14 protein-coding genes and 2 pseudogenes are annotated in these 22,736 nt (G+C 66.5%); 6 read left to right on the top strand and 10 right to left on the bottom strand.

Annotation, left to right across the window (positions count from 1 at the left end):
* Positions 1-130: 130 nt before the first annotated feature.
* From LJ657_RS36140 to LJ657_RS36110, 7 genes are all read right to left on the bottom strand, one after another.
* The gene (locus LJ657_RS36140; RefSeq protein ID WP_232653158.1) at positions 131-5,395 is read right to left on the bottom strand and encodes a type I polyketide synthase; all 5,265 of its coding nucleotides are present in this window, start codon (positions 5,393-5,395) and stop codon (positions 131-133) included.
* A gap of 537 nt (positions 5,396-5,932) precedes the next feature.
* Entirely contained in the window at positions 5,933-7,141 is a 1,209-nt protein-coding gene (locus LJ657_RS36135) for an MFS transporter (protein ID WP_232653143.1), read from the bottom strand.
* Entirely contained in the window at positions 7,138-8,421 is a 1,284-nt protein-coding gene (locus LJ657_RS48755) for a glycosyltransferase (protein ID WP_232653142.1), read from the bottom strand. Before LJ657_RS48755 ends, LJ657_RS36135 begins: the two co-directional genes overlap by 4 nt.
* A 149-nt stretch (positions 8,422-8,570) precedes the next feature.
* Positions 8,571-9,851 carry a glycosyltransferase family protein gene (locus LJ657_RS36125; RefSeq protein WP_232653141.1) on the bottom strand — a complete coding sequence of 427 codons (1,281 nt, stop codon included), beginning with the start codon at positions 9,849-9,851 and terminating at the stop codon, positions 8,571-8,573.
* A gap of 1,699 nt (positions 9,852-11,550) precedes the next feature.
* Positions 11,551-11,715, bottom strand: coding sequence for a hypothetical protein (locus LJ657_RS36120; RefSeq protein ID WP_232653140.1), 165 nt, complete (start codon positions 11,713-11,715; stop codon positions 11,551-11,553).
* Positions 11,712-12,818, bottom strand: coding sequence for an IS701 family transposase (locus tag LJ657_RS36115; RefSeq protein WP_232653139.1), 1,107 nt, complete (start codon positions 12,816-12,818; stop codon positions 11,712-11,714). The genes LJ657_RS36120 and LJ657_RS36115 overlap by 4 nt, the downstream gene beginning before the upstream one ends.
* Before the next feature lie 1,590 nt (positions 12,819-14,408).
* The gene (locus LJ657_RS36110; protein WP_232653138.1) at positions 14,409-15,116 is read right to left on the bottom strand and encodes an SDR family oxidoreductase; all 708 of its coding nucleotides are present in this window, start codon (positions 15,114-15,116) and stop codon (positions 14,409-14,411) included.
* A gap of 273 nt (positions 15,117-15,389) precedes the next feature.
* Between LJ657_RS36110 and LJ657_RS36105 the strand changes: the two genes are divergently transcribed.
* The 6 genes and pseudogenes from LJ657_RS36105 to LJ657_RS36085 all read left to right on the top strand — a co-directional run.
* Positions 15,390-16,211, top strand: coding sequence for an SDR family NAD(P)-dependent oxidoreductase (locus LJ657_RS36105; RefSeq protein WP_232653157.1), 822 nt, complete (start codon positions 15,390-15,392; stop codon positions 16,209-16,211).
* A gap of 191 nt (positions 16,212-16,402) precedes the next feature.
* Positions 16,403-16,633: pseudogene (locus LJ657_RS49160) on the top strand (AfsR/SARP family transcriptional regulator); the annotation flags it as partial.
* A 24-nt stretch (positions 16,634-16,657) separates the two neighbouring features.
* A complete protein-coding gene (locus LJ657_RS36100) occupies positions 16,658-17,173 on the top strand; it encodes an AfsR/SARP family transcriptional regulator (RefSeq protein WP_232653137.1) in 516 nt (171 codons plus the stop codon).
* A gap of 124 nt (positions 17,174-17,297) precedes the next feature.
* A complete protein-coding gene (locus LJ657_RS36095) occupies positions 17,298-18,575 on the top strand; it encodes an MFS transporter (RefSeq protein WP_232653136.1) in 1,278 nt (425 codons plus the stop codon).
* Between the two features lie 162 nt (positions 18,576-18,737).
* Positions 18,738-19,487, top strand: coding sequence for an AfsR/SARP family transcriptional regulator (locus LJ657_RS36090; protein WP_232653135.1), 750 nt, complete (start codon positions 18,738-18,740; stop codon positions 19,485-19,487).
* A gap of 11 nt (positions 19,488-19,498) precedes the next feature.
* Positions 19,499-20,311: pseudogene (locus LJ657_RS36085) on the top strand (helix-turn-helix transcriptional regulator); the annotation flags it as partial.
* A gap of 30 nt (positions 20,312-20,341) precedes the next feature.
* Here the strand turns inward: LJ657_RS36085 and LJ657_RS36080 are convergent.
* Genes LJ657_RS36080 through LJ657_RS36070 form a run of 3 tightly spaced genes read right to left on the bottom strand, consistent with a single transcriptional unit; the run spans position 20,342 to position 22,513 of the window.
* Positions 20,342-21,133, bottom strand: coding sequence for a thioesterase II family protein (locus LJ657_RS36080; RefSeq protein ID WP_232653134.1), 792 nt, complete (start codon positions 21,131-21,133; stop codon positions 20,342-20,344).
* Entirely contained in the window at positions 21,130-21,498 is a 369-nt protein-coding gene (locus LJ657_RS36075) for a hypothetical protein (RefSeq protein ID WP_232653133.1), read from the bottom strand. The genes LJ657_RS36080 and LJ657_RS36075 overlap by 4 nt, the downstream gene beginning before the upstream one ends.
* On the bottom strand, positions 21,488-22,513 hold the full coding sequence (locus LJ657_RS36070) for a phosphotriesterase family protein (RefSeq protein ID WP_269787303.1): 1,026 nt from the start codon (positions 22,511-22,513) through the stop codon (positions 21,488-21,490). Before LJ657_RS36070 ends, LJ657_RS36075 begins: the two co-directional genes overlap by 11 nt.
* Positions 22,514-22,736: the final 223 nt, after the last annotated feature.

The raw sequence follows: 22,736 nt of genomic DNA, 5'->3' as shown, positions 1-22,736 counted from the left end.
CCGGCCTCCGGTCGCTCAGTTCGTCCTGGGCCAATTGCGGGTACCAGTTGCCGGAATGCATGCGAGGATTCCGTCGAAATCCCGCCGTGACGCGCCGCCCACGGATCTTCCGCCGGAATCGGCGATGCGGTCAGTGCGAGAGACGCTGTGCGAGATAGTCGGCGATATCGGTCACCGTGGGTCGGTCCCACAACAGGGTGGCCGGCAGGGAGAGACCGAAGAGTTTCTCCAGTCGGCGCCTGATGACCAGGGTCATCACCGAATCCAGGCCCATCTCCCGCAGCGGGCGCCGTACGTCACAGGCCAGCGGCGCGCACTTCGTCTCGGCCGCGACTAGACCCCGCACCTTGTCCACGAGCACGTCGTGCAGTTTCTCCGGCGCCGGCAACGTCCATCCCCCTTCCGTCGTTTGCTCGTCGGCGGGCTCACCGCTCTCCGAGACCAGCTCGGCAAGGAGCAGGGGACGGGCCGCCGAGGGCGCCGGTCCAACGGTGCGCAGGACGGCGAAGTAGGGCGAGTCGTAGCGAGAGGCGAACTCCCAACTGCGGAACGCCTCCTCGGCGGAGATGTCCGTGGTGCCGCGAGCCTCAAGCTCCGCGTCAATGACCTGCGACGATGTGGACATGCCCAACCCGCGCCACGAGGTCCAGGCGAAGCTGACGATGTTGTCGCCGAGTGCTCTGCGGTGGGTGGCCAGTGCGTCCAGGAACGCGTTTCCGGACGCGTAGCCGGCTTGGCCGGTGAGGCCGAGCAACTGGCCGCAGGAGGAGAACAACGTGAAGAAGTCCAGGCTGCCGGGTGCGAACAGTTCATGCAGTACCAGCGCTCCCGCCACCTTCGGCCGCATCACCTGGACCAGTGACTGCTCGTCGAGGGTCACAGCCATGCGGTTGTCCAAGACGCCGGCGGCATGGACCACCCCACCGATCGGAGGGAGGTCGAGGGCTTGCGGAGACAGCGCCGCTGCCACTGCCTCGGCGTCCGCGATGTCGACCGCCACGATCCGGACGGTGACACCGAGCCCCTCCAGGGCTCGCACCGCCTCGATCTGCCGGCGGATTCCGGGGTCGGTCTGCCCATCCCACGCCGTACGCGGCGGCAGCCTGCGGCGACCGGCCAAGACCAGTCGGCGGGCACCGCGTCCCGCCAGCCAGGCAGCTACTTCGAGACCGAGGGCGCCAAGCCCACCTGTGATCAGGTAAGTGGCGTCGGGGCGGCACTCCAGCGAAGCACGCGTCGGCTCCCGATCGATCGGCGCGAGTCGAGCAACCTCTGCGTGGGTTCCACGCAGAGCGACGAGATCTTCGGTCGGCTGGGCCCGTATGACCTCGATCAGTGCCGTCAGCGTCTTCGGTTCAGGCACCTCGGGCAAGTCGACGATGCCGCCCCACAGTTCGGGATGCTCACCGCCGATGACCCGGCCCAGACCCCACAACGGGGCATCTCCCAGGGAAGCGGCCCCGAGGGACTCCCGCACACCGCGGGTGATGCACCACAGGCGCGGTTGTACGGCGGCCCCCGAAGCCGCGAGCAACTTGAGCGTACGCGTGAGCAGCCAGGTCGCGTCGACCGCGGCGCCGCTTATCGTCCCGTCGCCGCCAGCCCGCTCCGGCACCACGAGCACAGCCGTGCCGGAGGTGAGCGTCTCACGCAGGTCGGCCAACTCCTCGGGTGAGTCCAGCACGGTCCACGGCAGACCGGCACCGGAAAGGGCCTCGCCGAGCAGCGGGCCCGTTACGCGGTCACCCACGATGACGGCCGATGTCACCGGTTTACGGTCGCGCGGCTGGTCGTCCGCTATGTGCATGGGGCGCCAGGCCAATTCGCTGACGAGACGGCGCGGACTGGCCGTGACCCCGAGGTCGCTGTCCAGCATGCAGTAACGTAGCCCGCTCAGCCGGGCCAGTGCCCGTCCGTCCGGGGCGGCGATGGTGACATCGACACTGTCGGCCGCGGTGGCGTCGTCGACCGTTTTCACATGCAGCAGTACCTCCGCCGGACAGCTGCCCAGGACGGCGGCTTCGCGGATGTGCGCGGGCATCCGGAGAACGGGCTCGCCGGGGAAGACCACCGAGGCGGCGGAGAGGGCGGCATCGAGCACGGAGGCCCAGGAGCCGGGCGGCCCGGCATGGGGCCGCGCCGACACGATTCCGAAGAGTTCTCCGTCGGCGCGCCGCAGTTCCCGGACCTCCCATGGGAAGCCCATGGCGGCCACTCCCACGCCCGCGAGCCGGTCGATGACGAAATCGTTCTCGAGGACCTCCACGAGTCGGTCCCGCAGTGCTCGGACATCCAAGGTCTGCTCGCCCACCGCCATGCCGGGTGAGACCACGGCTGTGGTGTGCGTCAGCCACGAGGCGTCCGCGTCATCCGCGTCGGCGGCGCCCGGCGTCAGAATCCGGGACGCCAGACGCACCGTGCCCTCCTGCCGAACAACCTGGACCTCGCGCGGCGTGCTGACCGCCACCGGCACACGCAGCGTCACATCCGCCAGTCCGGGAACGTCTCCGCCCTCGGCCGCGGCCGTGAAGAAGGTGTTCAGCAGCACCGCTGCCGGGATGATTTCGACTCCCTGTACCGGGTGGTCGCCCGGGTACGGGCGGCAGGAAGCGTCCAGATAGGTCTGCCACAGCCGGGCGGGGGTGATGCCGTTGACGGCGATCTGACCACCGAGCAGGGTGTGGCTGTCGATGTCGTGCTGGGTGCCGCCGCCGGTGGATCCGCCGGCTCGCTCGTACCAGAAGCGCCGGTGCTGCCAGGCGGTGTGCGGCAGGTCTGCGAGGCGGCCACGGGTGGACGCAGCCCAGTCGATGGGGACACCGTGGCAGTGCAGGGCCGCCAGATTGGCGAGCAGGGTGTCCCGTTCGGGCCTGTTGCGGCGCAACGTGTGGGCGACGACGGCATCCTCGATGCCCAGTTCGTCCAGCGTTTCCCTGATGGAATGGGCCACCACGGGATGGGCGGAAACCTCGACGAAGGCCCGGAAGCCGTCCTCGACAGCCGCGGTCACGGCCTGGGTGAAGCGAACCGGGTTACGGAGGTTTCCGGACCAGTAGGCGCCGTCGCGAGGGACGGTGCTCCGGGGATCGTCCAGCGAGGTGTTGTAGACGGGCAGTCGGGGCTCGGATATCGCGAGCCCCTCCGCGGCCTCGCACAGTTCCTGGAGCAACGGGTCCATATGAACGCTGTGGAAGGCAACGTCGGACGCCACTCGACGCACGACCAACGACTCGCTCTCCCACTGTGCGGCCAGGGCCTCGATCGCATGGTTGTCGCCGGCAACGACGGTCGACGTCGGAGAAGACGAAATGGCGGCCGCCGCATCGACGCGGTCGACGAGCCTGTCCACCACCTCGTTGAAGGGAAGGTCGACCATGGCCATCGCGCCCTTGCCCGCAACACGGCGCAGCAGCGCGGAGCGACGGCAAACCAGGCGTGCGCCGTCGCTCAGCCCGAGCATGCCGGACACGACTGCCGCCGCGATCTCGCCTACGGAGTGACCGATGACGGCCGCCGGTGCCAGCCCGCGCTCGCCCCATACGGAAGCCAGCCCGACTTGCATCGCGAAGATCATCGGCTGGATGCGGTCCACGTCGTGCAGAGCGCCGTCGACCAGGACCTGTCTGGGCGAGAATCGCATCTCGTCCAGAAAGACTGGCTCGATCTCGTCCAGGACTTTCGTGAACGCCGGTTCGACACCTAGCAGTTCTCGTCCCATGCCAGTCCACTGCGAGCCGTGCCCGGAGAACACCCATACCGCGCCCCGTTCGGCGGTGGGCAGTGCCGTCCCCGACTCGGTGCCGTCAACCGCTTCGCCCTCGGCGAAGGCCCGCAGGCGCGTGACGAGCTGGTCGGAGTTGTCTGCCCGCACCACGGCCCTGACCGGTGCCGGGCTGCGGTGCACGGCGAGAGTTCGGGATATGTCGTCGAGGGGTGTGTTCGCACCATCGGCCACCAGCCACTCGGCGAGCGCGGCCGCGTTGGCGCGGGCGCCCGCCTCGGTGGCGGCGAAGATCGGAAACAGGTTGACCGCATCGCTGTCCGGCGTCGACTCGGCAGCTTCCGGCCCGGCGGTCCCTGGCGCCTGTTCCAGGACGATGTGGCCGATGGTGCCGCCATATCCGTAGCCGGAGACGCCTGCCCGGCGAGGGTGGTCACTGGCTGGCCAGGGCACCGCCTCGGCGACGACACGCAGCCGTGCCCGATCCCAGGGGATGGCCGGATTGGGCTCTTCGAAGTTCGCCTGCGGCGGTATGTGCGCGTGGTGGAGGGCCAGCACGGTCTTGATCACACCGGCGACACCGGCGCCTGCCTCCAAATGGCCGATGTTCGGCTTCACCGAACCGATCAGGCACGGCATGTCTGCGGGACGTCCGGCACCGAAAACCTCGGCCATCGCCGTCGCTTCGATGGGATCGCCCGCCCTCGTGCCGGTGCCGTGCGCCTCGACGTAGTCGACGGTGTGCGGGGCCACGCCCGCGTTGCGGTATGCCTGACGCAGAAGGTACGCCTGGGCCTCGGCGCTCGGAGCCATGATGCCGTCGGTGCGGCCGTCCTGGTGGACCGCGCTGCCTCTGATGACGGCAAGGATCCGGTCGCCGTCGCGCTGGGCGTCCGACAGCCGCTTGAGCACCACCACTCCCGCGCCTTCGCCCCGGCCGTATCCGTCGGCGGCCGCATCGAAGGACTTGCTGCGCCCGTCGGGCGAGATAGCTCCGGCGGCATCGAGGACCATCGTCAGGCCCGGTCCCGCGATGATGTTGACGCCGCCCGCGAGCGCGATGGGGCACTCGCCCGCGCGCAGCGCCTGAAGAGCGAGGTGAAAGGCGACGAGGGAGGCCGAGCAGGCAGTGTCGACGGCCATGCTTGCCCCGCGTAGATCGAGTGTGTACGAGACCCGGTTGGCGACCGCGCAGAATGCCGCGCCGATGCCGGTCCATGCCTCGATACCCGGGAGGTCTTCCAGCATCCGCCGGCCGTAGTCGTCGGAACCGACACCGATGAAGACCCCGGTGTCGCTGCCGGCGAGTGTGTGAGGGGGGATGCCGGCGTGCTCGAGTGCCTCCCAGGAGACTTCCAGCACAACCCGCTGCTGCGGATCCATCAACTCGGCCTCACGTGGGGTGATGCCGAAGAATTCGGCATCGAATCCCTCGATGGCATCCAGGAAACCACCATGGCGGGTGACACGGCGCAGGGCCGCGGCGTTCCGCGGCGAAGCGTCTGCGTAGGCAGCCCATCGCTCCGGTGGTACCTCGCTGATCGCGTCCTGTCCGCTGGTCAGAAGGCGCCAGAACGACTCGGGTGAATCAACACCGCCGGCGAATCGGCAGCCCATACCGACGACGGCAACCGGTTCCAGTGGTGATGTGGTGTCGCTGAACTCCTCGATCATGTTGTTCACACGGCCCTCCATGGGGACTGCGATGTGTGGCCAGGGGTGGGACCGGGGCGCGAACCGGCACCGAATTCCCGTTCAGGACAAGGAAGTTGGACTCTGAAGGAGCGCGTCACAGCGACGCGGCGAGCCCACCGAGGCAGTACAGAGATCTGAGGGCAGTCAGTCGTTCAGGTCGGCGCCGACCGCATGCCGAACGCGCTCGTGGGTACGGACGCCACGTTCGGCCAGGGCGCCGCACAGCAGACAACCCCAGGCCCCTGAGTGACCGGTTGCGACGCCGGAACTGGTCACTCAGGGCCGTCGCTTGTTTCGGTACTGCGTTCCACAGCATCGGCACCAAAGACGTGGTACCGGGCTGCAGGCGTCGCACACGAACGCCTCTGCGGAGGTGTCGTATGCGCCGCCCGCACGGGCCGCATCAACCGACGGTCAAGGACATGACGATGATGGAGAAAGGGTGATGAACGCGAAAAATGGGCGGTAGTGTTCTCGAACGCGGCACGATCCAACGCCGTGCTGCGTTCTTACACATCAGCCTTCGAATTTCCTATGCACTCGCAGCACGGCCAACGTGGCGGCCGTGACAAGCAGGAGCACGGCAAGCAACTCGAAGCCGGCTTCAACCGAAAGCCATTCACTCACTGCGCCCATGAACGGATTCGAAAGGAGCACGCCGAGTGTCCCGGCTGTAATGATCTTAGAGACACGCTCGGCCGCTTTATCGGTGCTCAACTCGGCGCCCAGCTTGAGGACATCGGGATAGGCGATGCCCAGCGCGATACCGAGAGTCAGGAAGGCGAGGAGCGCGCTGACCGCGTTGGCGTCGAGCAGCGCCCAGAGCAGGCAGCAGACGGAGAGTGGTCCGACAACTGTGAACAGCGTCAGAGCACCGGCCCTTCTGCGGATGGCGTCACCGCTGAAGCGCACGACGAGGCCCCCCGCTGCGTAGGCGGCGTAGGCGGCTCCCCCGTAGCCGGGCAAGTGAAGTCCGGTTTCGACGAACTTGGCGTGCCAGGTGTTGACCGACGATTCGATGCCAAGCAGAACGAAGGCCAGAACCATCAGCGCCACCAGCGGCAGACGCGGTGATCGGGGAGTGGCCGCAGCTGTGAGGGTTTCCGACGAGGAACCGACCTGCACCTCGGAGGCCGGCGGCAGCGGCCGCACGCGGAACATCCATACCCCCGCCATCCCGACGATCAGGACCAGGGAAAAGTGCGCCACGAAGGACATGTGCAGTTGAGCGGTACCGAACGCGGTGAGCCCAGCGGCTAGGACCCCGATGGAGAAGTACCCGTGACAGGAGGTGAAGATCTGTCGACCGGACAGCACTTCCACGGCGTGCGCTCGACTGTTCGACTCGACCTGGCAGACGCCGTTGAGCAGGCCGAGCGCGACTAGGCATACCACCAGGGCAAATTGCGACCGGCTCCGGCCGATGAAGAAGACGTCGACGGCTATGCCGACCAGTGCGCCGTTCAACATGATGTGCGCCAGGTGTCTCGGGACGAGACTTACATACACCCGCATACTGCAGAGCGTGACGAGCGGAGCAACCAGGAGCAGCAGGCCCCAGCGTCCGTCATCCACCCCCAGTCGGCTCTGGACCGCGTCAACCTGGCTGTACCACGACGTGAGCGGGAAGCTCGTGAGCAAATAGGCCGCGCGGATTGTGCGTATTTCCCGCGAGGAATCGACCGCATGGCTGGACGTCACTGAAATACGTGCCTCCTGCTTCATTCCCACCATTCCAGAACGCTCTGGAGGCCGGCCGAGGTATTGGTGCTGAATCCGTCGCACACCCGCTCACCGTTGACCTGATCCGCGCGGGTGGCACGCAAGAGCGCGTCTGCGATGTGCCGGGGTTCCAGGGATGGGAATGGGAAGGACTCTTGCAGATTTCCCAGGAATTGGCTGATGGAGGGGATGTCGTGCCAGACGAACGTGAGGTTCGGATGACCGAACTGGAGCGCCTCCAGAACGCTCAAGGGCGCTCCTTCGAAGCGGGAGGCGAATACAACGACCTTCAGCACCTGTTCGCGCAGCAGATAGTAGGGCAGCGTACCGTCGAAGTTGCGGATGGCGGTGTACGAGCCGACGGGAAGTTCTTCCAGCTGATCGTCCAACAGTGCCACGTATTCGGGCGGCGAGACCTCCTGGGGCATCAGCAGGACGAGATGCCAGTCATTCGAGATGTCATGCAACAGTTTCCGGTAGGCCGGGATGAGAGTGTCAAATCCTTTCTGGCCCGTACAGCGCCCCCATGAAAAGATGAGATTCTTTTCCATCGGAATTCCGTGACGGGACAGGTAGTCCTTTCGCTCAGTCGAGGTGGTATCGGGGGGAAACCGGAATGAATTCCTGGGTATCCCGTTGATGAGCGGGACGAGTTGCTCAGCGGTGCGACCGTATCTCTCCGTGAGAATCCCTTGGAAGTACGAGCCGATATAGCCGATGCGGTCCTGGGGGAACCGAGCCATGTCCGCGAAGGCTCGATCCTCAAACCGTGTGCGGTGATCGGAAGCCTTGTCTTCGAAGACCCGTCCGAGGCTGTGAGCGACGAAGACCACCTGAACGTTGTCCACGTCAGGCAGGTAGCTCCGCAGAGCCGTCAACATGATCCCGTGGACCAGGACGGTGACCTGATCATGCCGTGCGCACAGTTGACGAACAGAAGCTGCGAGGGCTTGACACATCTCTTCCCACCGGTGCGGCTGATCCAGAGACCAAACCGCTCGAAGGCTTGAGCTGTCTGCGACAGGGAACCATTCGAAGCTGCCGCCATACGTCTTGCACACCGACGAAACGATTCCGTGGACGGTCGGCGAGAAGTCTGGCGACGACACGTCGATCTGTGGACTCAACGCATACAACGTCCAGTCGCTCCTCTGAAGCGCCGGCGTTTGCGCACGGATGTCGTTGAACTCTTCGAAAAACCAATGAACGACACTGGCGATTCCGCTTTCCAGCGTCGCCAGTCCGTCGATGGATGCGACCGCAATAGCGTTCTTCGTACGCACTCTGCACAGCCAATCTTGAAGGAAGTTCGACAACAGGAGTAGCCGTCGATCAGTTTCCTCGGACACCGCAGAGTTAGGTCCGTCCGAGGGGCGGTCCCAACTCTGCCGAAACGGCGGCTACTGGCATGAATGCCGGCTGCGTCCAGATGTTATTTCCACCAAGCCAGTACGGATTCGAGTCCGATCGCGGTGTTGCCGCTGTAGGAATACTCTCCCCGCGTACTGAAGGTCACGTCCGCTCGGCTGGCGCGCAGCAAGGTGTCTAGCACGTAACGCGTCTCCAGGGATTCGAGCGGGAATGACTGCTGTAGACCGCCCATGAACTGGGAGATCGAGGGGATGTCGTGCCAAACGATCTTGAGGTCACTGTGGCCGAACTGAAGGGTTTCCAGAACGCTCAGAGGCGCACCCTCGAAGCGTGAGGCGAACGCGACAATTTTCAACGCCTCCTCGCGCAGTAGATAATAGGGGAGCTTCGCATCGAAGTGGCGTATAACGGTGTATGATGAGGCGGGCAGTTCCGTGAGTTGCCTGTCGAGGAGTGCCACGTATTCGGTCGGCGAGACCTCCTGCGGCATCAGCAGAACGAGATGCCAAGTGTCAGGTGCGCGCTTTAGGAACTCCCGGTACGCCGGGATGAGTGCATCGAACCCCTTTTGTCCCGTACATCTTCCCCATGAGAAGATGAGTTGCTTTTCCAAGGGGATGCCTTGAGATGCCAGATAACTCTTTCGGTCCGCCGATTCCGTGTCGGCGGGGAAACGGAAAGAGTTCTTGGGTATCCCGTTCACAAAGGGAGCGAGCTGACTCTCGGTCCTGTCGTAGCTCTGCGTGAGGATGTCCTTGAAGTAAGGACCGATATAGCCGATGCGATCCTGCGGGAACCGGGCCATGTCCGCGAAAGCCCGGTCCTCGAACTGGGTCCTGTTGTCCGACGCCTTGTCCGAGAAAACGCGGCCGAGGCTGTGTGCAATGAACACCACCTGCACGTTGTCGATGTCGAGTAGATAGCTTCGAAGGGCTGTCAGCATGACACCGTGGACGAGTACTGTGACGCGTTCGTGGCGTGCGCACAGCTGTCGTACCGAAGCAGCCAGCGACTGGCACATCTCGTCCCAGCGACGCGGTTTGTCCAGAGACCATACGGAGCGGAGACTGGAGCTGTCCGCGACGGGAAACCACTCGAAGCTGCCGCCGTACTTCTTGCAAACCGAGGAAACAATGCCATGGACGGTCTCGGAGTAGTCCGACGAGGACACGTCGAGCTCCGGGCTCAGCGCATACAGCGACCAGTCGGACGTCTGGAGGGTCGGTGACTGTGCGCGGATGTCGTCAAACTCTTCGAAGAACCAGTGGACGATGCTGGCAATACCACACTCGAGTGTTGCCAACCCGTCGATCGAGGCAACCACGATGGCGTTATTTTTCATTTTCCCTCAATTCGCGCTGTTAATCCCGGGAAACGTAAGATGTTGCGAATTTAAGTCTGCGCCGGGCAGAGCGGGCTGCAGTGGCGGGACCGCAGTCCACTGGACAGGGGCAGTGCAGGAAAACCCTGCGGAATTTCCTCGGCATTTCGGGCGCCCGATTCCATCCTGTGTGTTATTGCCACACACAGGATGGAACTGCAGGCCATGACTTACCGTTCGATTTCTGAATACAGTGGCCGGGGCCCGCAAGGGGGGAGGTGAGGTGGTTCTCCCCCTGCGCTCCGTGTGGTTCGCACACGGCGCCCATATCGAGTCACCGACAGCAGGCGACAGGGTGTCGTCGCTCAAGCATCTTTTAGCATTTCCTTTGCCATTGGTTGAACGAGTCGATGGCAAAGGTGAACTCGGGCTGCGTGAGCCGGTGATCGCGAATTACTGTCTCCGAAGCAGTGCGCAGCGTCAACCTCGTATCGGCGACGCTCAGGGATGTCTGAGGCGGCACAAGGTGACTGAAATTGGCCAGCGATGGGTGCGGTCGGGTGTGGTCCGATGGGTCGTCCGGTGGGTCATGACTCCGCGAGTCGCAACCCGCGAAGCGTCCACATCCCTTGGGACTGCTGGCATCTGTGGCCGGATCGGTACATTGCTTGCCTCCGCTGGGCTTCGCGACGGCCGAAACCTCCGATTGCCGATTGTCTAGAAAGCGCTTGCAGGCTCGGTGATTAATGTGTCGTACGTCACATGCTGGTCGTCCTGTTTCAGTCATGGAAGATCTCTCGTCACGCGTGCGGCCAGAACCGCCGTGAGGGGTCAGGGCAGTGCGCGTCGGGTGTCGGGTATGCGGGCGGGCGCACGGTGCTTCCTCCCATCCTGCAAGCGTGGTATGAGGGCCTCGTCTACTCGTGGTCGTAGGCGCTGAGCAGTCCGACGCCGCGAAGCAGGGCGAAGTGGCCGAGAGCCGTCTCTCCACGGGCCACGGCCGACGACATGAGCTGCGCAGCAACGGCATCGAGGGCGGCACCGATGGCGCGCGGTGTCGGTGACGATGCGTATGTCCTTGGAGCTGGCCCGCAGCGTGGCGTGCGGCAGCCCTCCCGCCGATCACGTTGATCCCGGTCTGGTCCGGTTGCTCGGAGAGCATGGCACTGCAGGTTTCGCCGAGCTGGACGACGTCGACCACCTCGGGCAGGCCGGTGCGGATCGCGGCGCGGTAGGTGGCCGACATGTCGATGGCGACATTACGGATGTTCTTGTGCCAGGTCAGCGGCGTGGTGGACAGTCAGGCCAGGGCATCGGCGAGAGGCGGGCTTCGCGGCCTACCGCCAGGCCGTGGCTGCCTCGCCCACGACCCCGCCGGACGTACCCGAGCTGAGCTGGGGTCAGGTCATGCATGAGTTCCGGGCGTGGGTGCGTTTGGAACAGACCGGCGCCGGACTGGCACAGCGTGTGTGGGTACCTCCGGTTCCAGGCGGGTACTACAGCCTCAGATCTTGATGTTGTGATCGGTTCTGCTCGGGTTGTCGCCAGGGGCGGAGGCGGGCGGGCAAAGGGTCGCCGCGCCGTTTGTAGTGGCTGACGGTGGCCCGGGTCTGGTGCAGGGCTCGCCAGTGATGCTGCTTGAGGTGGTAGTCGTCGCTGTGGTGGGCGGTCAGGGCGGTGGCCGCGAGAAGACAGTCGAGGGCCGGGATGGTCAGCCGGATCAGCGGGAGGTGCTCCTTCCCGCCGTCTCCTGCGCTTTTCCCTCGTCTGCCGGGTCCGGGCCGGTGGGCTGCCCGGTGGGCTCGTCCACGGGTTCTGGTTCCGGGTCGGGATGGCGGGCGCGCTGGACGGTCAGGGAGGCCAGGGCGAGCATCGCGCAGGTCACGTGCCGGTGCCATGAGATCCAGCGGCGGACCTGGTACTGGCCGAGCCCGGTGATCTGCTTGGCAAGCTCGTTGTTCTCCTCGATCTCCAGCGGACTCCGGCCTTCACGATCGCCTCGGTGACCGGGTCGGTGGAGGGGGCGTGGACGAGGAAGTACGCGTACTCGAAGTCCACGCGGCCGCGGGCCAGTTGCTTCTTGTCGGTGCTGCGGCGGATCAGCAGCCAGTGGGCGAAGCCGTCGGCCGGCATCTGTCCGGGCAGGGTGACATCGAACCAGGCCCAGTCGTAACTGCGCTGCCCCTTGGAGCCCTCGCCCTGGCTGCGGCGCTCCCACTGCCCGCGCACCGTGGCGTAGTGCAGCAGATCACCTGCCGCCGCGCCCTTCAGCAGGCGCGGCTTGCCCGGCGGGCCCTGAACCGGCAGGGTGACCGGCACCGCGAGCACATAACGGATCTGCTGATCGTGCAGCCAGGACCTGGGGGCGGGGTCCTTGCCGTAGTCCGCGTCCGCGGCCACCCAGGAAATCGGCAGCGCGTCGGCCGCCGCACCGGCCAGCATAGCGATGCCCAGCCGCGGCTTGGTGGCGAAGGCGAACTCGTCGGGCACCCCGGCCGCCCGGCACCGCTCACGATCCTTCGTCCAGGACTCCGGCAGGTACCGGCGCCGGTCGTAGAAGGTGTGGCCGCTCGCTGCGGCGTAGATGAGCATCACCATGACCTGGCAGTTGCGGACGTCGCCGGTCGTCCCGCAGTGCTGGTGGGCGACCCCGACGGACTTGTCCCCCTTCTTGATCACCTGGGTGTCGTCCAGCGCCAGCGTCGCGTCCTGGTCTCCCAACTCCCGTGCCACGTAAGCCTGCACTTCGGCCAGCAGCGTGTCCGCGCTCCAGGACGCCTCGCCAAGGAACTTCTGGATCCGGTGCGGGGTGGCATGCCCGGCCCGACCGGCCATCGTCCAGCCGTTCTTTCGGCCCAGGTCCGACAGCAGCCCCTCGATGAGATCGGCGAAAACCTCCCGCGGCTCCGGCCGGGCGAACAGATGCCCCAACTCGCCTGTCAGAACAGCCAGTTCCTCCGCCCAACCCTCAACGTGCTCTGCACTCACATCCATCAGCATGACCGGACAACGATCAGCACCGATCAGCAGTCACAAGATCTGAGGCTGTAGTACGGGGCACCCCAGGTGCGGCGGTACTGCAAGACCACTGTCATGTCGGCACCACGCGCACGCCGCCTAGCAGGCCGAACGGCGGGCGCTTGCCAACGGCCGCTGCGGCTCACAGAGACTTCTGTTCGGAATCGGCCCGCCGGGACCAGGGCATGCCGCGGGCTCCGACCGAAGATGATCAGGGCCCGCGTTATGTCTGGTCGGCTGGCCCCGCATCGTGTGGTCGCGCGCCGGCGGAACGGACGACGTGTCGGGCCCGACGGACGCGGGCGCGGCCGACCGCCGCCAGGTCGTCGCATGGATGGAATAGGCCGGCCTGCCCATCCGAATCGACCGGATGTGCAGGCGATATGCAGGCGTCATGGCTGGTCGTACTGCACACCGGCGCTGCCCCCCCCGTGCTGCGTGCGACACGGCCAGGGAGCGCCGACCGCACATGGGCTGCCCTGCTGGGCGCTGGCCGTCATCCGGCCGGCAGCGAGGAAGGCGCTTTTGTCGTGGTCCGCCAAGCGCTCTCATGTGCCTGTCTGGCCTCGTCAGGGGCTATGCATGCAGCCATGCGGTGCCCTCGCTGACCTCATCCGACTGCCCCGCCGGTGGACAGCCGGTGGACAGACGCCTTTGGACGGTGCATCACGGCTTGGCACGGGTCAACCTGCTGTACGTGCTCTGATCAGGAAAAACGTCACTGGGCGGCACGGCGGGGCACTACGCAACATGAACGCTCATGGTCTCGTAATGCGTAGGTCTCGGGTTCGAATCCCGAAGGCGGCTCCATGGTGAACCCCAGGTTATGTCCTCTGACCTGGGGTTTCTTGTTTTTGGTTGACCTTGGAATTCGGGTCAATCGGGCATGTGCGGTCTCTGCATCGCGCTGCGTGGGTCAGAGGTTTACGGTTATGGGCGGTCTCCGGAAAAGAGTGTGCAGGTATGCCCTGAGCTGGTGTTTTCCCAGGCGGCTTAGGCCTGGTCAGCTGCCGCTGCTGACCGGCGTGCGCCAGGGGAGCGCATCTGTACACCAGAAGCGCGGCGGGTGCCGAGACGCTGCACTCGGCCAAGCGGAACCTGCTGGCGCGCAGAGGTTGTAGATGTCGGACGACAAGAGCGGGGCTGGCCTCGGCGGTGTCATCGACCTGACGGGGGATCGGGGAGGTGTCTTTCTCCAACTCTCTCCTCATGGATCCCCTGGACTTGTGGTCCGGGGAATGCCAACAGCGGTCCGTGCGAGCGGCCTGCAGCGGTGCAGACGCATTCGGTCAGGCCTGCGCTCAGTGGGACCTTGGTGGAGTATTCGCCGCCGACAATCCCTCGCCTTCGGCGGCCTCGTCCAGACGGCCGACGTCTCGCTCGATGTCCATGGCGTCGGTCCCGACCGCCGGTGCGGCCTGACGCCGTTCATGCCCACAGCCGATGAATCTCACCGACGAGTTCAGCAATCAAGCCTGGCGAGAGACCCGTGATCAGCTGGCCCCGATGATCGCGGCACGTCCGGTGACCCGCCCCGAACAGCCCAACTGCCTGGGGCGTTTACAGGAGGGCGCCGCCATCGACGAAGTGCACGAGCCCAGTGGTGTAGGGGCTGCGGAACAGGTGAAGCACCTCCGTGGCAACGTCTTCCGGGCTTCCGATGCGGCCCAAGGGAGTGAGGCAAGCGGCGGAGTCATGCAGCGCGCTACGGCCATGGTGGGGGACGTGAAAGCTTCCCGGGGTGGCGATCATGCCGGGGACGAGGACGTTGACCCTGATCGGGGCGAGTTCCAGGGCCAGGGTGCGGCCCGCGGCGGCTACGCCCGCGTTGGCCGCACCGCTGACACTCATGCCCATGACAGGCCTGAATCCGCTTGAGCCGGCGAGGAGCACGATCGCGCCGTGGCGGTTCATTCTGGGGGCGGCGTGGCGGACACACAGGAGTTGGCCGACGAGTTTGGTGGAGAGGCAGCGCAAGACGTCGTCCGCTTTGATGTCGTAGATGGAACCCATGGGCTGGGTGCCGGGACAGAGCGCCAAGTAGTCGATGCCTTCCTTGTTTTCGAAGAAATTTCGCACGGATGACTCATCTGTGACATCGAGGATTCCAGTCGATGCAGCGGGCCCGAGTTCGGCGGCGGTCTTGGACAGACGGACCGCTCCTCGCGCTCCGATCGTCACTTGCGCGCCTTCACGGAGCGCGCCGCGGGCTATGGCGAGGCCGATTCCCGAGGTGCCGCCGATGACGACGACGTGAGTGCCTTCCATGGTGTCCCCTGACCTCGTCTCTGACTGCTCGGAGGGCCGTCTCTGCCCAACACCCCAGCTATTCACAGCGGGTGGGCGGCGTACAGAGAGGTGGGGTACTGGTGGCATCGCTACCACCATGGGAGGAATGGGGGTTGGGGACGACACTGGTGCAAAGAGCACCAGGGATCGACCTCGCTCGGGGAGCCGGTTTCGGCCAGAGTGGAAGGCACACCATCCCAGCGCGATGGACCGCGTGAGGCAGTTGTGGTGGCGTCCTTGGAGGTGGCCGAGATGGTTGGAAACGAGAGGGTCGCACTGGTTACCGGTGCGACAGCCGGACTGGGCAGGGAGGTGGCCTTGGCCCTGGCCTCGCGCGGGATTCGTGTCCTGGCACACGGCCGCGATGTGGCGCGTCTGGAAGCGGTCGGTGCCGAAGTGCGGGCCGCAGGCGGTCAGGCGGAGACCTATCTGGCCGATCTGGCCGATCTGGCGCAGGTGCGCACACTCGCTCAACGGGTGAGCGCGGACCATCCCGAACTGACGATTCTGGTCAACAACGCCGGAGTGGGCGGTGGCCCGCCGCCGCACAAGAAGCGGGAACTGAGCACCGACGGCTATGAGTTGCGGTTCGCTGTGAACTATCTCGCTCCGGTCTTGCTGACGCGTCTGCTTCTGCCGCAGCTCATTGCGGGTGCGCCCGCGCGGGTGGTCAATGTCGGATCGGTGGGGCAGGCGCCGCCCGACTTCGACGACATCCACATGGAGCGGCGCTACGACGGCGCCGACGCGTATTTCCGCAGCAAGTTCTCCCTCGCCGCATTCACCTTCGACCTGGCCGACGAGCTGCAGGCGACCGATGTGCACGTCAACTGCGTGCATCCGGCCAACTTCATGGACACGTATCAGGTGCGCGAGGCGGGCATTGCCCCGTGGACGTCTGCGGCCGCCGGAGTGGAACCGGTACTCAACCTCGCCATCGGCCGGGGCGGTGAGTCGACCGGTCACTATTTCGACGGAACGCGTTCCAAGCGGGCGCATTCGAAGACGTACAAGAAAGCGATCCGCCAGGAACTCCGACAGGTTACCGAGGATTTGTTGGTCGAATTTCTCTGAAAGTCGGACTGCTTACTGTCCGGTATGCGGAGAGGCGGGTTCGCGTGTGCGGTCGACGGCGCCAGGCGGTAAGGTTTAAGATCATTTGGCACGGTTGAAACCTGTTGTTTATATGTAGGGCGCAAAGATGAGGAGTGTAGTGCGGCTGCAATGGCGCGGTCCGCTGGAGTCATGTCCGTGGGGGAGTCGACATGGAATTCCGCGTTCTGGGGTCTTTGGGTATTTCGTCCGCAGGTAATGGATGGCATGTTCCCAGGGCACCGAAGCAGCAACAGACAATATCTCTTCTGCTGCTCCAGGCAAATAGGTTCGTTTCCACCTCCTCGCTTTCCAGGGAACTGTGGGGGGACGCTCAGCCGAAGACCTCCGGAGCCACGCTGCAGGCCTACATAGCCCAGATCAGACGCTTCCTCGCGAGGGTTTCCGGAGAACCCGTCAGTCGGATCATGAATGACGTGCTCGTGACGGAGTCAGGCGGCTACTCCCTCAAGGTGGGAATTCCTGAACTCGATCTCACATCTTTCGAAGAAAGGGTGCGGGAAGGGCGTGCTGCGCTCGGTGAAGGGGATGCCGAGGCGGCTGGCATGCTTTTAAACAAGGCTCTGGAACTGTTCAACGGATCGGTCCTGGAAAACGTTCCGCATGGCTCCGTAATAGAGGCTCAGGCGCGTCGGATCGAGCAACTGAGGCTTGCTGTGACCGAGCAGTGCTACGAGCTGAATCTCAGGATGGGGCGCCATCACGAAGTCATCGGCGCGCTGTCCGAAATCGTGGAGACGAACCCCTTCCACGAGAACTTTCACGCGCTCTTGATGCGCGCGCTCCACCAAAGCGGGCAGCGGGCGGAAGCCCTGCGTATCTACCATGTGCTGCGGTGCCGCCTGAACGAGGAACTCGGCCTCGACCCCTCCCCGGAGGTCATGGCGCTGCGCCAGTCCATCCTCGAGCCGTCCGCGGGGTGACCCGGGTGCCGCCGGATCCGTTCACGGCCGCCGGCCTCACAACGAGAGACGCTCACTGGTAGCGGTTGCACCAGTACCAACTCTTTCTGGTTGCCGCCGCGCCGCGGCGGCAACATCGGTCGTCATGAGCCAACTCTCGCAGCACCGGCCCGAAAGCGCCGGATCCGGCCCCGCACCGCTGCGCCACAACAGCCGCACCGTGCGTGTGTTCGCGGTGGTGGCGGGCCTGTGCGTGTCGAACCTCTACTACGTCATCGTCCTGCTTCCCGAGATCGCGGCGTCCCACCACCGTCCGTCGCAGGACTTTGCCCATCTGCTGTCGCTGACCCAGGGGGGATACACCCTGGGTCTGCTGTTCGTCGTGCCCCTGGGCGACCGGGTGGACCGGCGCAGGCTGTGCACGCTGCTGCTGGCTGCCGCGTGCCTGGTGTGCGTGGCCGTCCCCTGGGCGCCCGCAGCCGCATACCCGGTGCTCTTCGTGCTGCTCGGGCTGTGCAGCGTGACGGCGATGGTGCTGGTCCCGTGGGGCGCGGACCTCGCGGACGACGCGGCGCGCGGCCGGGTGGTGGGCACCATCATGACCGGCCTCATCCTCGGCACACTGCTGTGCCGCACGGTGGCCGGCGCTCTCGCCCAACTCGCCTCCTGGCGCTTCGTGTACGGGACCTCCGCCGTGCTCATGGCCCTGTGCATCGTCGCCCTGAACTGGGTGTTGCCGAGCGGAGTGGCGACGGTTCCCACGCCGCGTCAGCCCCAAGACGCGCAGGGCGAGGGCTATCTGCGCCTGCTCGGCTCCCTGCCGCGGATTCTGCTGCGCACGCCCGGTGTCGGCGAGCGCTGCCTCTACGGGGCGCTCGGCTTCGGCGCCTTCAGTGCCTTCTGGGCCGTCCTGCCGCTGCATCTTCAGGCGCGTCCGTTCTCGTTCGGGCCGGCTGAGATCGGACTCTTCGCGCTGCTGGGCGGCGCCGGGGTGGCGGGCGCCTCGGCCGCCGGGCGGCTCGCGGACCGAGGGCTTCAGACGCCGACCACCCTCGCGGCCTTCGCCACCGTGGCGGTGACCTTCCTGGTGCTGGGCGCCTGGCCGGGGTCGCTCGCCCTGCTGATCGTCGGGACGGTCGTCCTCGACATGGGCATCCAGGTCGCCCACATCACCAATCAGAGCGTGATCTACGCGGGCAACCCGGCTATGCGCAGCCGCATCACGACGACCTACATGGTCATGTACTTCGTGGGCGGCACGCTGGGCTCGGCCGTGGCCGCATCCGTCTGGGGGCAGGGTGGCAGCTGGGGCGCCACGTGCCTGGTAGGCGCCGGGATGGGGGCATGCGCGCTGGTCGTCGCGGCGCTGCGGGCCGCGCTCGGGCGCATACGCACGGGTGGGGCGGACGGCGTACGGCCCTGACCGGCGGCGCGGCAGGCGAATTTCACCGAGACGCTGGACGGACTCTGGCGGTGCTGGGACAAGCCGCTGGACCTTGTTGCGACTGTTGACGCGGCAAGTATCCAGCCGGGCAGACGGCTTCCAACCACCGCATACGGGGGATCCAGCGTGGCACGCAGTCTGATGCAGTCAATCGCTCGCGAACGAATAACCGGGCAGAACCGGACGGGCGCGGTGATGGTGAGGCTCCTGGACGGTTTCGGAGCCGGCTCGCTCGTACCGTCCCCGACGCCCGGCAGCGTGTGGCGGGTCGCCGCCTACCTGGCGTTGTACGGACCTACGGCGCGACACCGGGTCGCCGGGGAACTGTGGCCCGATGCCACCCAGGAACGAGCCCTCGGCAGTCTGCGCAGTGGGGTGTGGCGAATCCAGCGGGAGCTGCCCGGCCTCATCGATGCCCGCCGGGCGCTGCTGTCCCTGACCGACCGGGCCGCGGCCGACGTCGACGAGTTCGTCGAGGTGGCACGTGCGGTTCTGGAATGCGACACGTACGTTCCCGCGGACGGCTCTCTGCTGCTGCGACACAGCGAGCTCCTGCCGGACTGGCACGACGAATGGATCGTGGTCGAGCGTGAGCGGCTGCGCCAGCTCCGGCTCGACGCGCTGGACGCGCTGGCCGGTCGGCTGCTGGCGCGCGGCAGTTTCGGACTCGGTCTGCAGAACGCGCTGGCGGCGCTGGGCACGGACCCGCTGCGGGAGAGTTCCTGCCAACGGGTCATCCAGGCGTACCTGTTGCAGGGCAACACGGTCCAGGCCCGTCGGCACTACGAGTTCCACGCCACGCGGTTCAGGAACGAACTGGGTGTCGAGCCGGCCCCGTTCAGGGCGGCGCTGGTCAACCTGCCGGAATCGGCCCGCGCCCTGGCCGGGTGAGCCCCGTGGACATGGCACGGACGACCGGCCCGGCCCGCGTCGAGCTGGCCGAGTTCCTGCGCAACCGGCGAGCCCGGCGGCAGCCGGCGGACGTAGGCATCAGCACCCTGGGCCGGCGCCGCACACCGGGCCTGCGCCGGGAGGAGGTCGCCACCCTCGCGGGCATCAGCGCGACTTGGTACACCTGGCTGGAGCAGGCGCGGAAGATCGGTGTGTCGCGTAGCGTGCTTGCGCGGCTGAGCGGAGTCCTCGGGCTGGACCCGGCGGAGCGGGCCCATCTGTTCCGGCTCGCGGGCCACGTACCGCCGGCCCGCGACACCGCGCGGGCGAGCGAGTGCGGGGCGCCGCACCGGATCCTGCTGGCGCAGCTCGACCCCAACCCGGCGGTGCTCACCAACCGGCGTCTCGACGTCATCGCCTGGAACCGGGGCTACGAGATGCTGTGCGGGGACCTGGGGAGCCTGCCGAGCAGCAACCGCAACCTGCTGTGGCTGACCTTCATGGATCCGCAGGTCAGGGCTCTCTCCCCGGAGTGGGAGACGGAGGCGGCCGCCATCCTTGGCCAGTTCCGCGACCGGCTCGGCGACCGCGTCACCGAACCGGCCACGCGCGCCCTGATACGCCGGCTGGACGAGACCAGCGCGGACTTCCGCAGGCTGTGGCAGATCATGGCCGTGGCGCCCGCCCGCCCCCGGCGCCGTCCGATCCTGCACCCCCGGCTCGGCCGTATCGAGCTGGAGACGATGGAGCTCGCGGTCTCGGACGGCGGGGAGGCCACGGTGATCGCCTCGTTGGCGCCACCGGGCTCGGCTCTGGCGGAGCGGCTGTCAGCCCTCCTCCTGGAGGAGGCGGATTCAGGCGGCGTCCGCCTCGCCGGTGCCCCGCATGGTCGTAGCGGCGACGTGGTCGCCGAGCACCGCCGACACGACGCGATGGTGGTCGGGCGCGAGAAAGGCGAAGTGCCCGCCGGTGAGCAGTACCACCCGGCAGTCGGCGCTGCTGTGCTGTACCCAGCCTGACAAGGTGTGCGCCGGGGCCAGCGGGTCGCTCAGCCCGCCCAGCACGGTGAGCGGCACGGACAACCGGACGTCGGCGAAGTCCTGTTCCGCCTCGGCCCCGAGCCGGATGTCAGCACGGAGCCTGAACAGGATGGACGCCCTGATGTCCGCGTCCGCGAGGATCGTCTCGGGGACGTCCCCAGCCTGGTCCACGACGGTGAGCAGGTCCTGTTCGCTGGTGACGTGCAGCGGCCAGCGCGGTCCGGGGCCGGGAGCCTGGGAAGCGGCCACGACGCCGTCGAACAGCTCCGGCAGCCGGTGAGCGGCGCGCACCGCCAGCAGCGCGCCGACGCTGCAGCCGAACGCCGTGGTCGGGAGCGGCTCATGCGCCGCAAGGTCCGTCGCGAGGGCTGCCAGCACCCTGGTCAGGGTGGTCTGGGGCGTCTCGGCGAGGCGCCGCTCCCGGCCTGGCAGCGACACGGCGAGCACCTCGGTGCCGGCGGGCAGCAGGTCCACGAGTCCGGTGAGCGCATGGGGCCCGGCACCGGCGTGCGGGAAGACCACGACCCGGTGCCGCGGCTGCCCTGAAGGACGGTGCACTTCGGTGAGCCAGGAGGGAGCGCTCGAGGCGGCGCCATGGATGCTCATCGGCCGTCCTCCTCGGCGGCAGGCGCGGTGCGCAGTTCGATGGCGACCAGCTTCAGGAGCCTGTCCGACGTGTTGGTCATGCAGTGTGAGAAGGGGAGCTGCGGCTGGTTGAACCGCACGGTGCCCTCGACCGCCGTGCCCGCGGCGATGAGCGTGCCGTCAGGGGTGCGCGACTCGCCGTCGGCGCCCGAGAGGACCACGGTGATCCAGGGGTGGCGGTGGGTGTGCGGCGGGCGGCTCTCGCCGGGCAGAACCTCCTCGATCCAGCACTTGACCGCGGGCTCGTCGACGACCAGGCGTGCGCCCACCGCCTCCCAGGGCTCAAGTACCGACCACGGCTCGTCCGGCCTCGGTTCATCCCGCATGGGTCGCCCCCTGAGCGGTGTCCGTGCGGCCGGTGAGCAGCCGTCGGGGGTTCTCCTCGAAGAGAGTGGTGAGCTGGCCGTTGTTGAGGCCCTCCCGGCGAAGCGCGGGGATCACGCGCAGCGGGAGATGGTCGTAACTCCAGTCCGGCATCATCGCCTGGCGTACGTCTTCCGGGAAATGGTCGATGAAGGACGCGCAGTCGTGCGAGAGCAGCAACTGCCGGAGGTGGCCCCGTCCCACCAGGTCGGTCACGTTGGAGATCCGCTGCCCCTCCGGGACCATGACCATGCCGAACCGGTCGCACCCGATGTAGGCGCCGGATCCGGCCACCTCGCGCAGGTAGCCGGCGTCGGTGATGTCGCCGGCGTGGGCGAGGACCACGTCGCCGGGGTCGACCCCGTGCTTGGCGAGCAGATCGAGCGCAAGCAGGGCGTTGGGACGGACCGGGTCGGTGTGGACGACGACCGGCACTCCGGTGCGGCTGTGCACCTCGGCGATCGCAGCCACCACCCTGCGCAAGGTGGGATCGGCCTCCTGGTGCTCGCAGGCGAATTTCAGCAGGGCAGCCTTTGCCCGGGTTCCCGCTATACCGTCGCGGATGTCGGACTCCATGAGGTCGACGAGCGGGTCCGGCATGTCGAGTATTTCTCCGGGACCGCGATAGCGAACGATCTGGGGGAGGCCTTCGAGGGCGTATATTCCGGTCGCCAGGATGATATTCACCCGAGTTTTCTCCGCGACCTGTGCGATGAGCTGCGGATCGCGGCCCTGGCCGAGCACCGTCAGATCGACGATGGTGCGGATGCCCAGCTCATAGGCGCGCTCCAGCTCCTGAGCGGCACGCTCGACGCCGACCGAGGGCTCCCACAGGGTGGGGTGATTTCGATGGAACTCCGGGTTCCAGACGAAGAGGTGCTCATGCGCCAGCGTCATGCCCAAGGCGTCGGCACTGATTTCACCGCGGACCGTTGATATCCGGTTCGACGGTGCGGTACGGCTATGGTGAGCGGGCATTTTTTGCTCCCTCAAATCCCTGGTCCAACGTTTGGCTGAATCAGTACTCGATAAAAATGCTAGGGGGCTCGAAGAATGCCGCGCAAGGAGTCCATCCTGGTATTTAAAGCAATAGCGTCGGTGCCCGGCTCCGGACTGCCTGGTAGCGATGCCACCAGCACAACGCGCATCTGGATGGCTCCTGCCGGACCCCTCAGGATCGGTGGGGCAAGCAGTGAACGAC

Source organism: Streptomyces guryensis, from assembly GCF_021261325.1.
GTDB lineage: Bacteria > Actinomycetota > Actinomycetes > Streptomycetales > Streptomycetaceae > Streptomyces > Streptomyces guryensis.
The sequence above is the reverse complement of the archived record's forward strand: the minus strand, read 5'-3'. Positions and strand labels throughout refer to the sequence as shown.

What these genes read in the sequence shown, in the direction of transcription:
- LJ657_RS36140 (WP_232653158.1), bottom strand. Translation starts at nt 5,395, where the DNA reads ATGATCGAGGAGTTCAGCGACACCACATCACCACTGGAACCGGTTGCC.
- LJ657_RS36135 (WP_232653143.1), bottom strand. Translation starts at nt 7,141, where the DNA reads ATGAAGCAGGAGGCACGTATTTCAGTGACGTCCAGCCATGCGGTCGAT.
- LJ657_RS36125 (WP_232653141.1), bottom strand. Translation starts at nt 9,851, where the DNA reads ATGAAAAATAACGCCATCGTGGTTGCCTCGATCGACGGGTTGGCAACA.
- LJ657_RS36110 (WP_232653138.1), bottom strand. Translation starts at nt 15,116, where the DNA reads ATGGAAGGCACTCACGTCGTCGTCATCGGCGGCACCTCGGGAATCGGC.
- LJ657_RS36105 (WP_232653157.1), top strand. Translation starts at nt 15,390, where the DNA reads ATGGTTGGAAACGAGAGGGTCGCACTGGTTACCGGTGCGACAGCCGGA.
- LJ657_RS36100 (WP_232653137.1), top strand. Translation starts at nt 16,658, where the DNA reads ATGAATGACGTGCTCGTGACGGAGTCAGGCGGCTACTCCCTCAAGGTG.
- LJ657_RS36095 (WP_232653136.1), top strand. Translation starts at nt 17,298, where the DNA reads ATGAGCCAACTCTCGCAGCACCGGCCCGAAAGCGCCGGATCCGGCCCC.
- LJ657_RS36090 (WP_232653135.1), top strand. Translation starts at nt 18,738, where the DNA reads ATGCAGTCAATCGCTCGCGAACGAATAACCGGGCAGAACCGGACGGGC.
- LJ657_RS36080 (WP_232653134.1), bottom strand. Translation starts at nt 21,133, where the DNA reads ATGAGCATCCATGGCGCCGCCTCGAGCGCTCCCTCCTGGCTCACCGAA.
- LJ657_RS36075 (WP_232653133.1), bottom strand. Translation starts at nt 21,498, where the DNA reads ATGCGGGATGAACCGAGGCCGGACGAGCCGTGGTCGGTACTTGAGCCC.
- LJ657_RS36070 (WP_269787303.1), bottom strand. Translation starts at nt 22,513, where the DNA reads ATGCCCGCTCACCATAGCCGTACCGCACCGTCGAACCGGATATCAACG.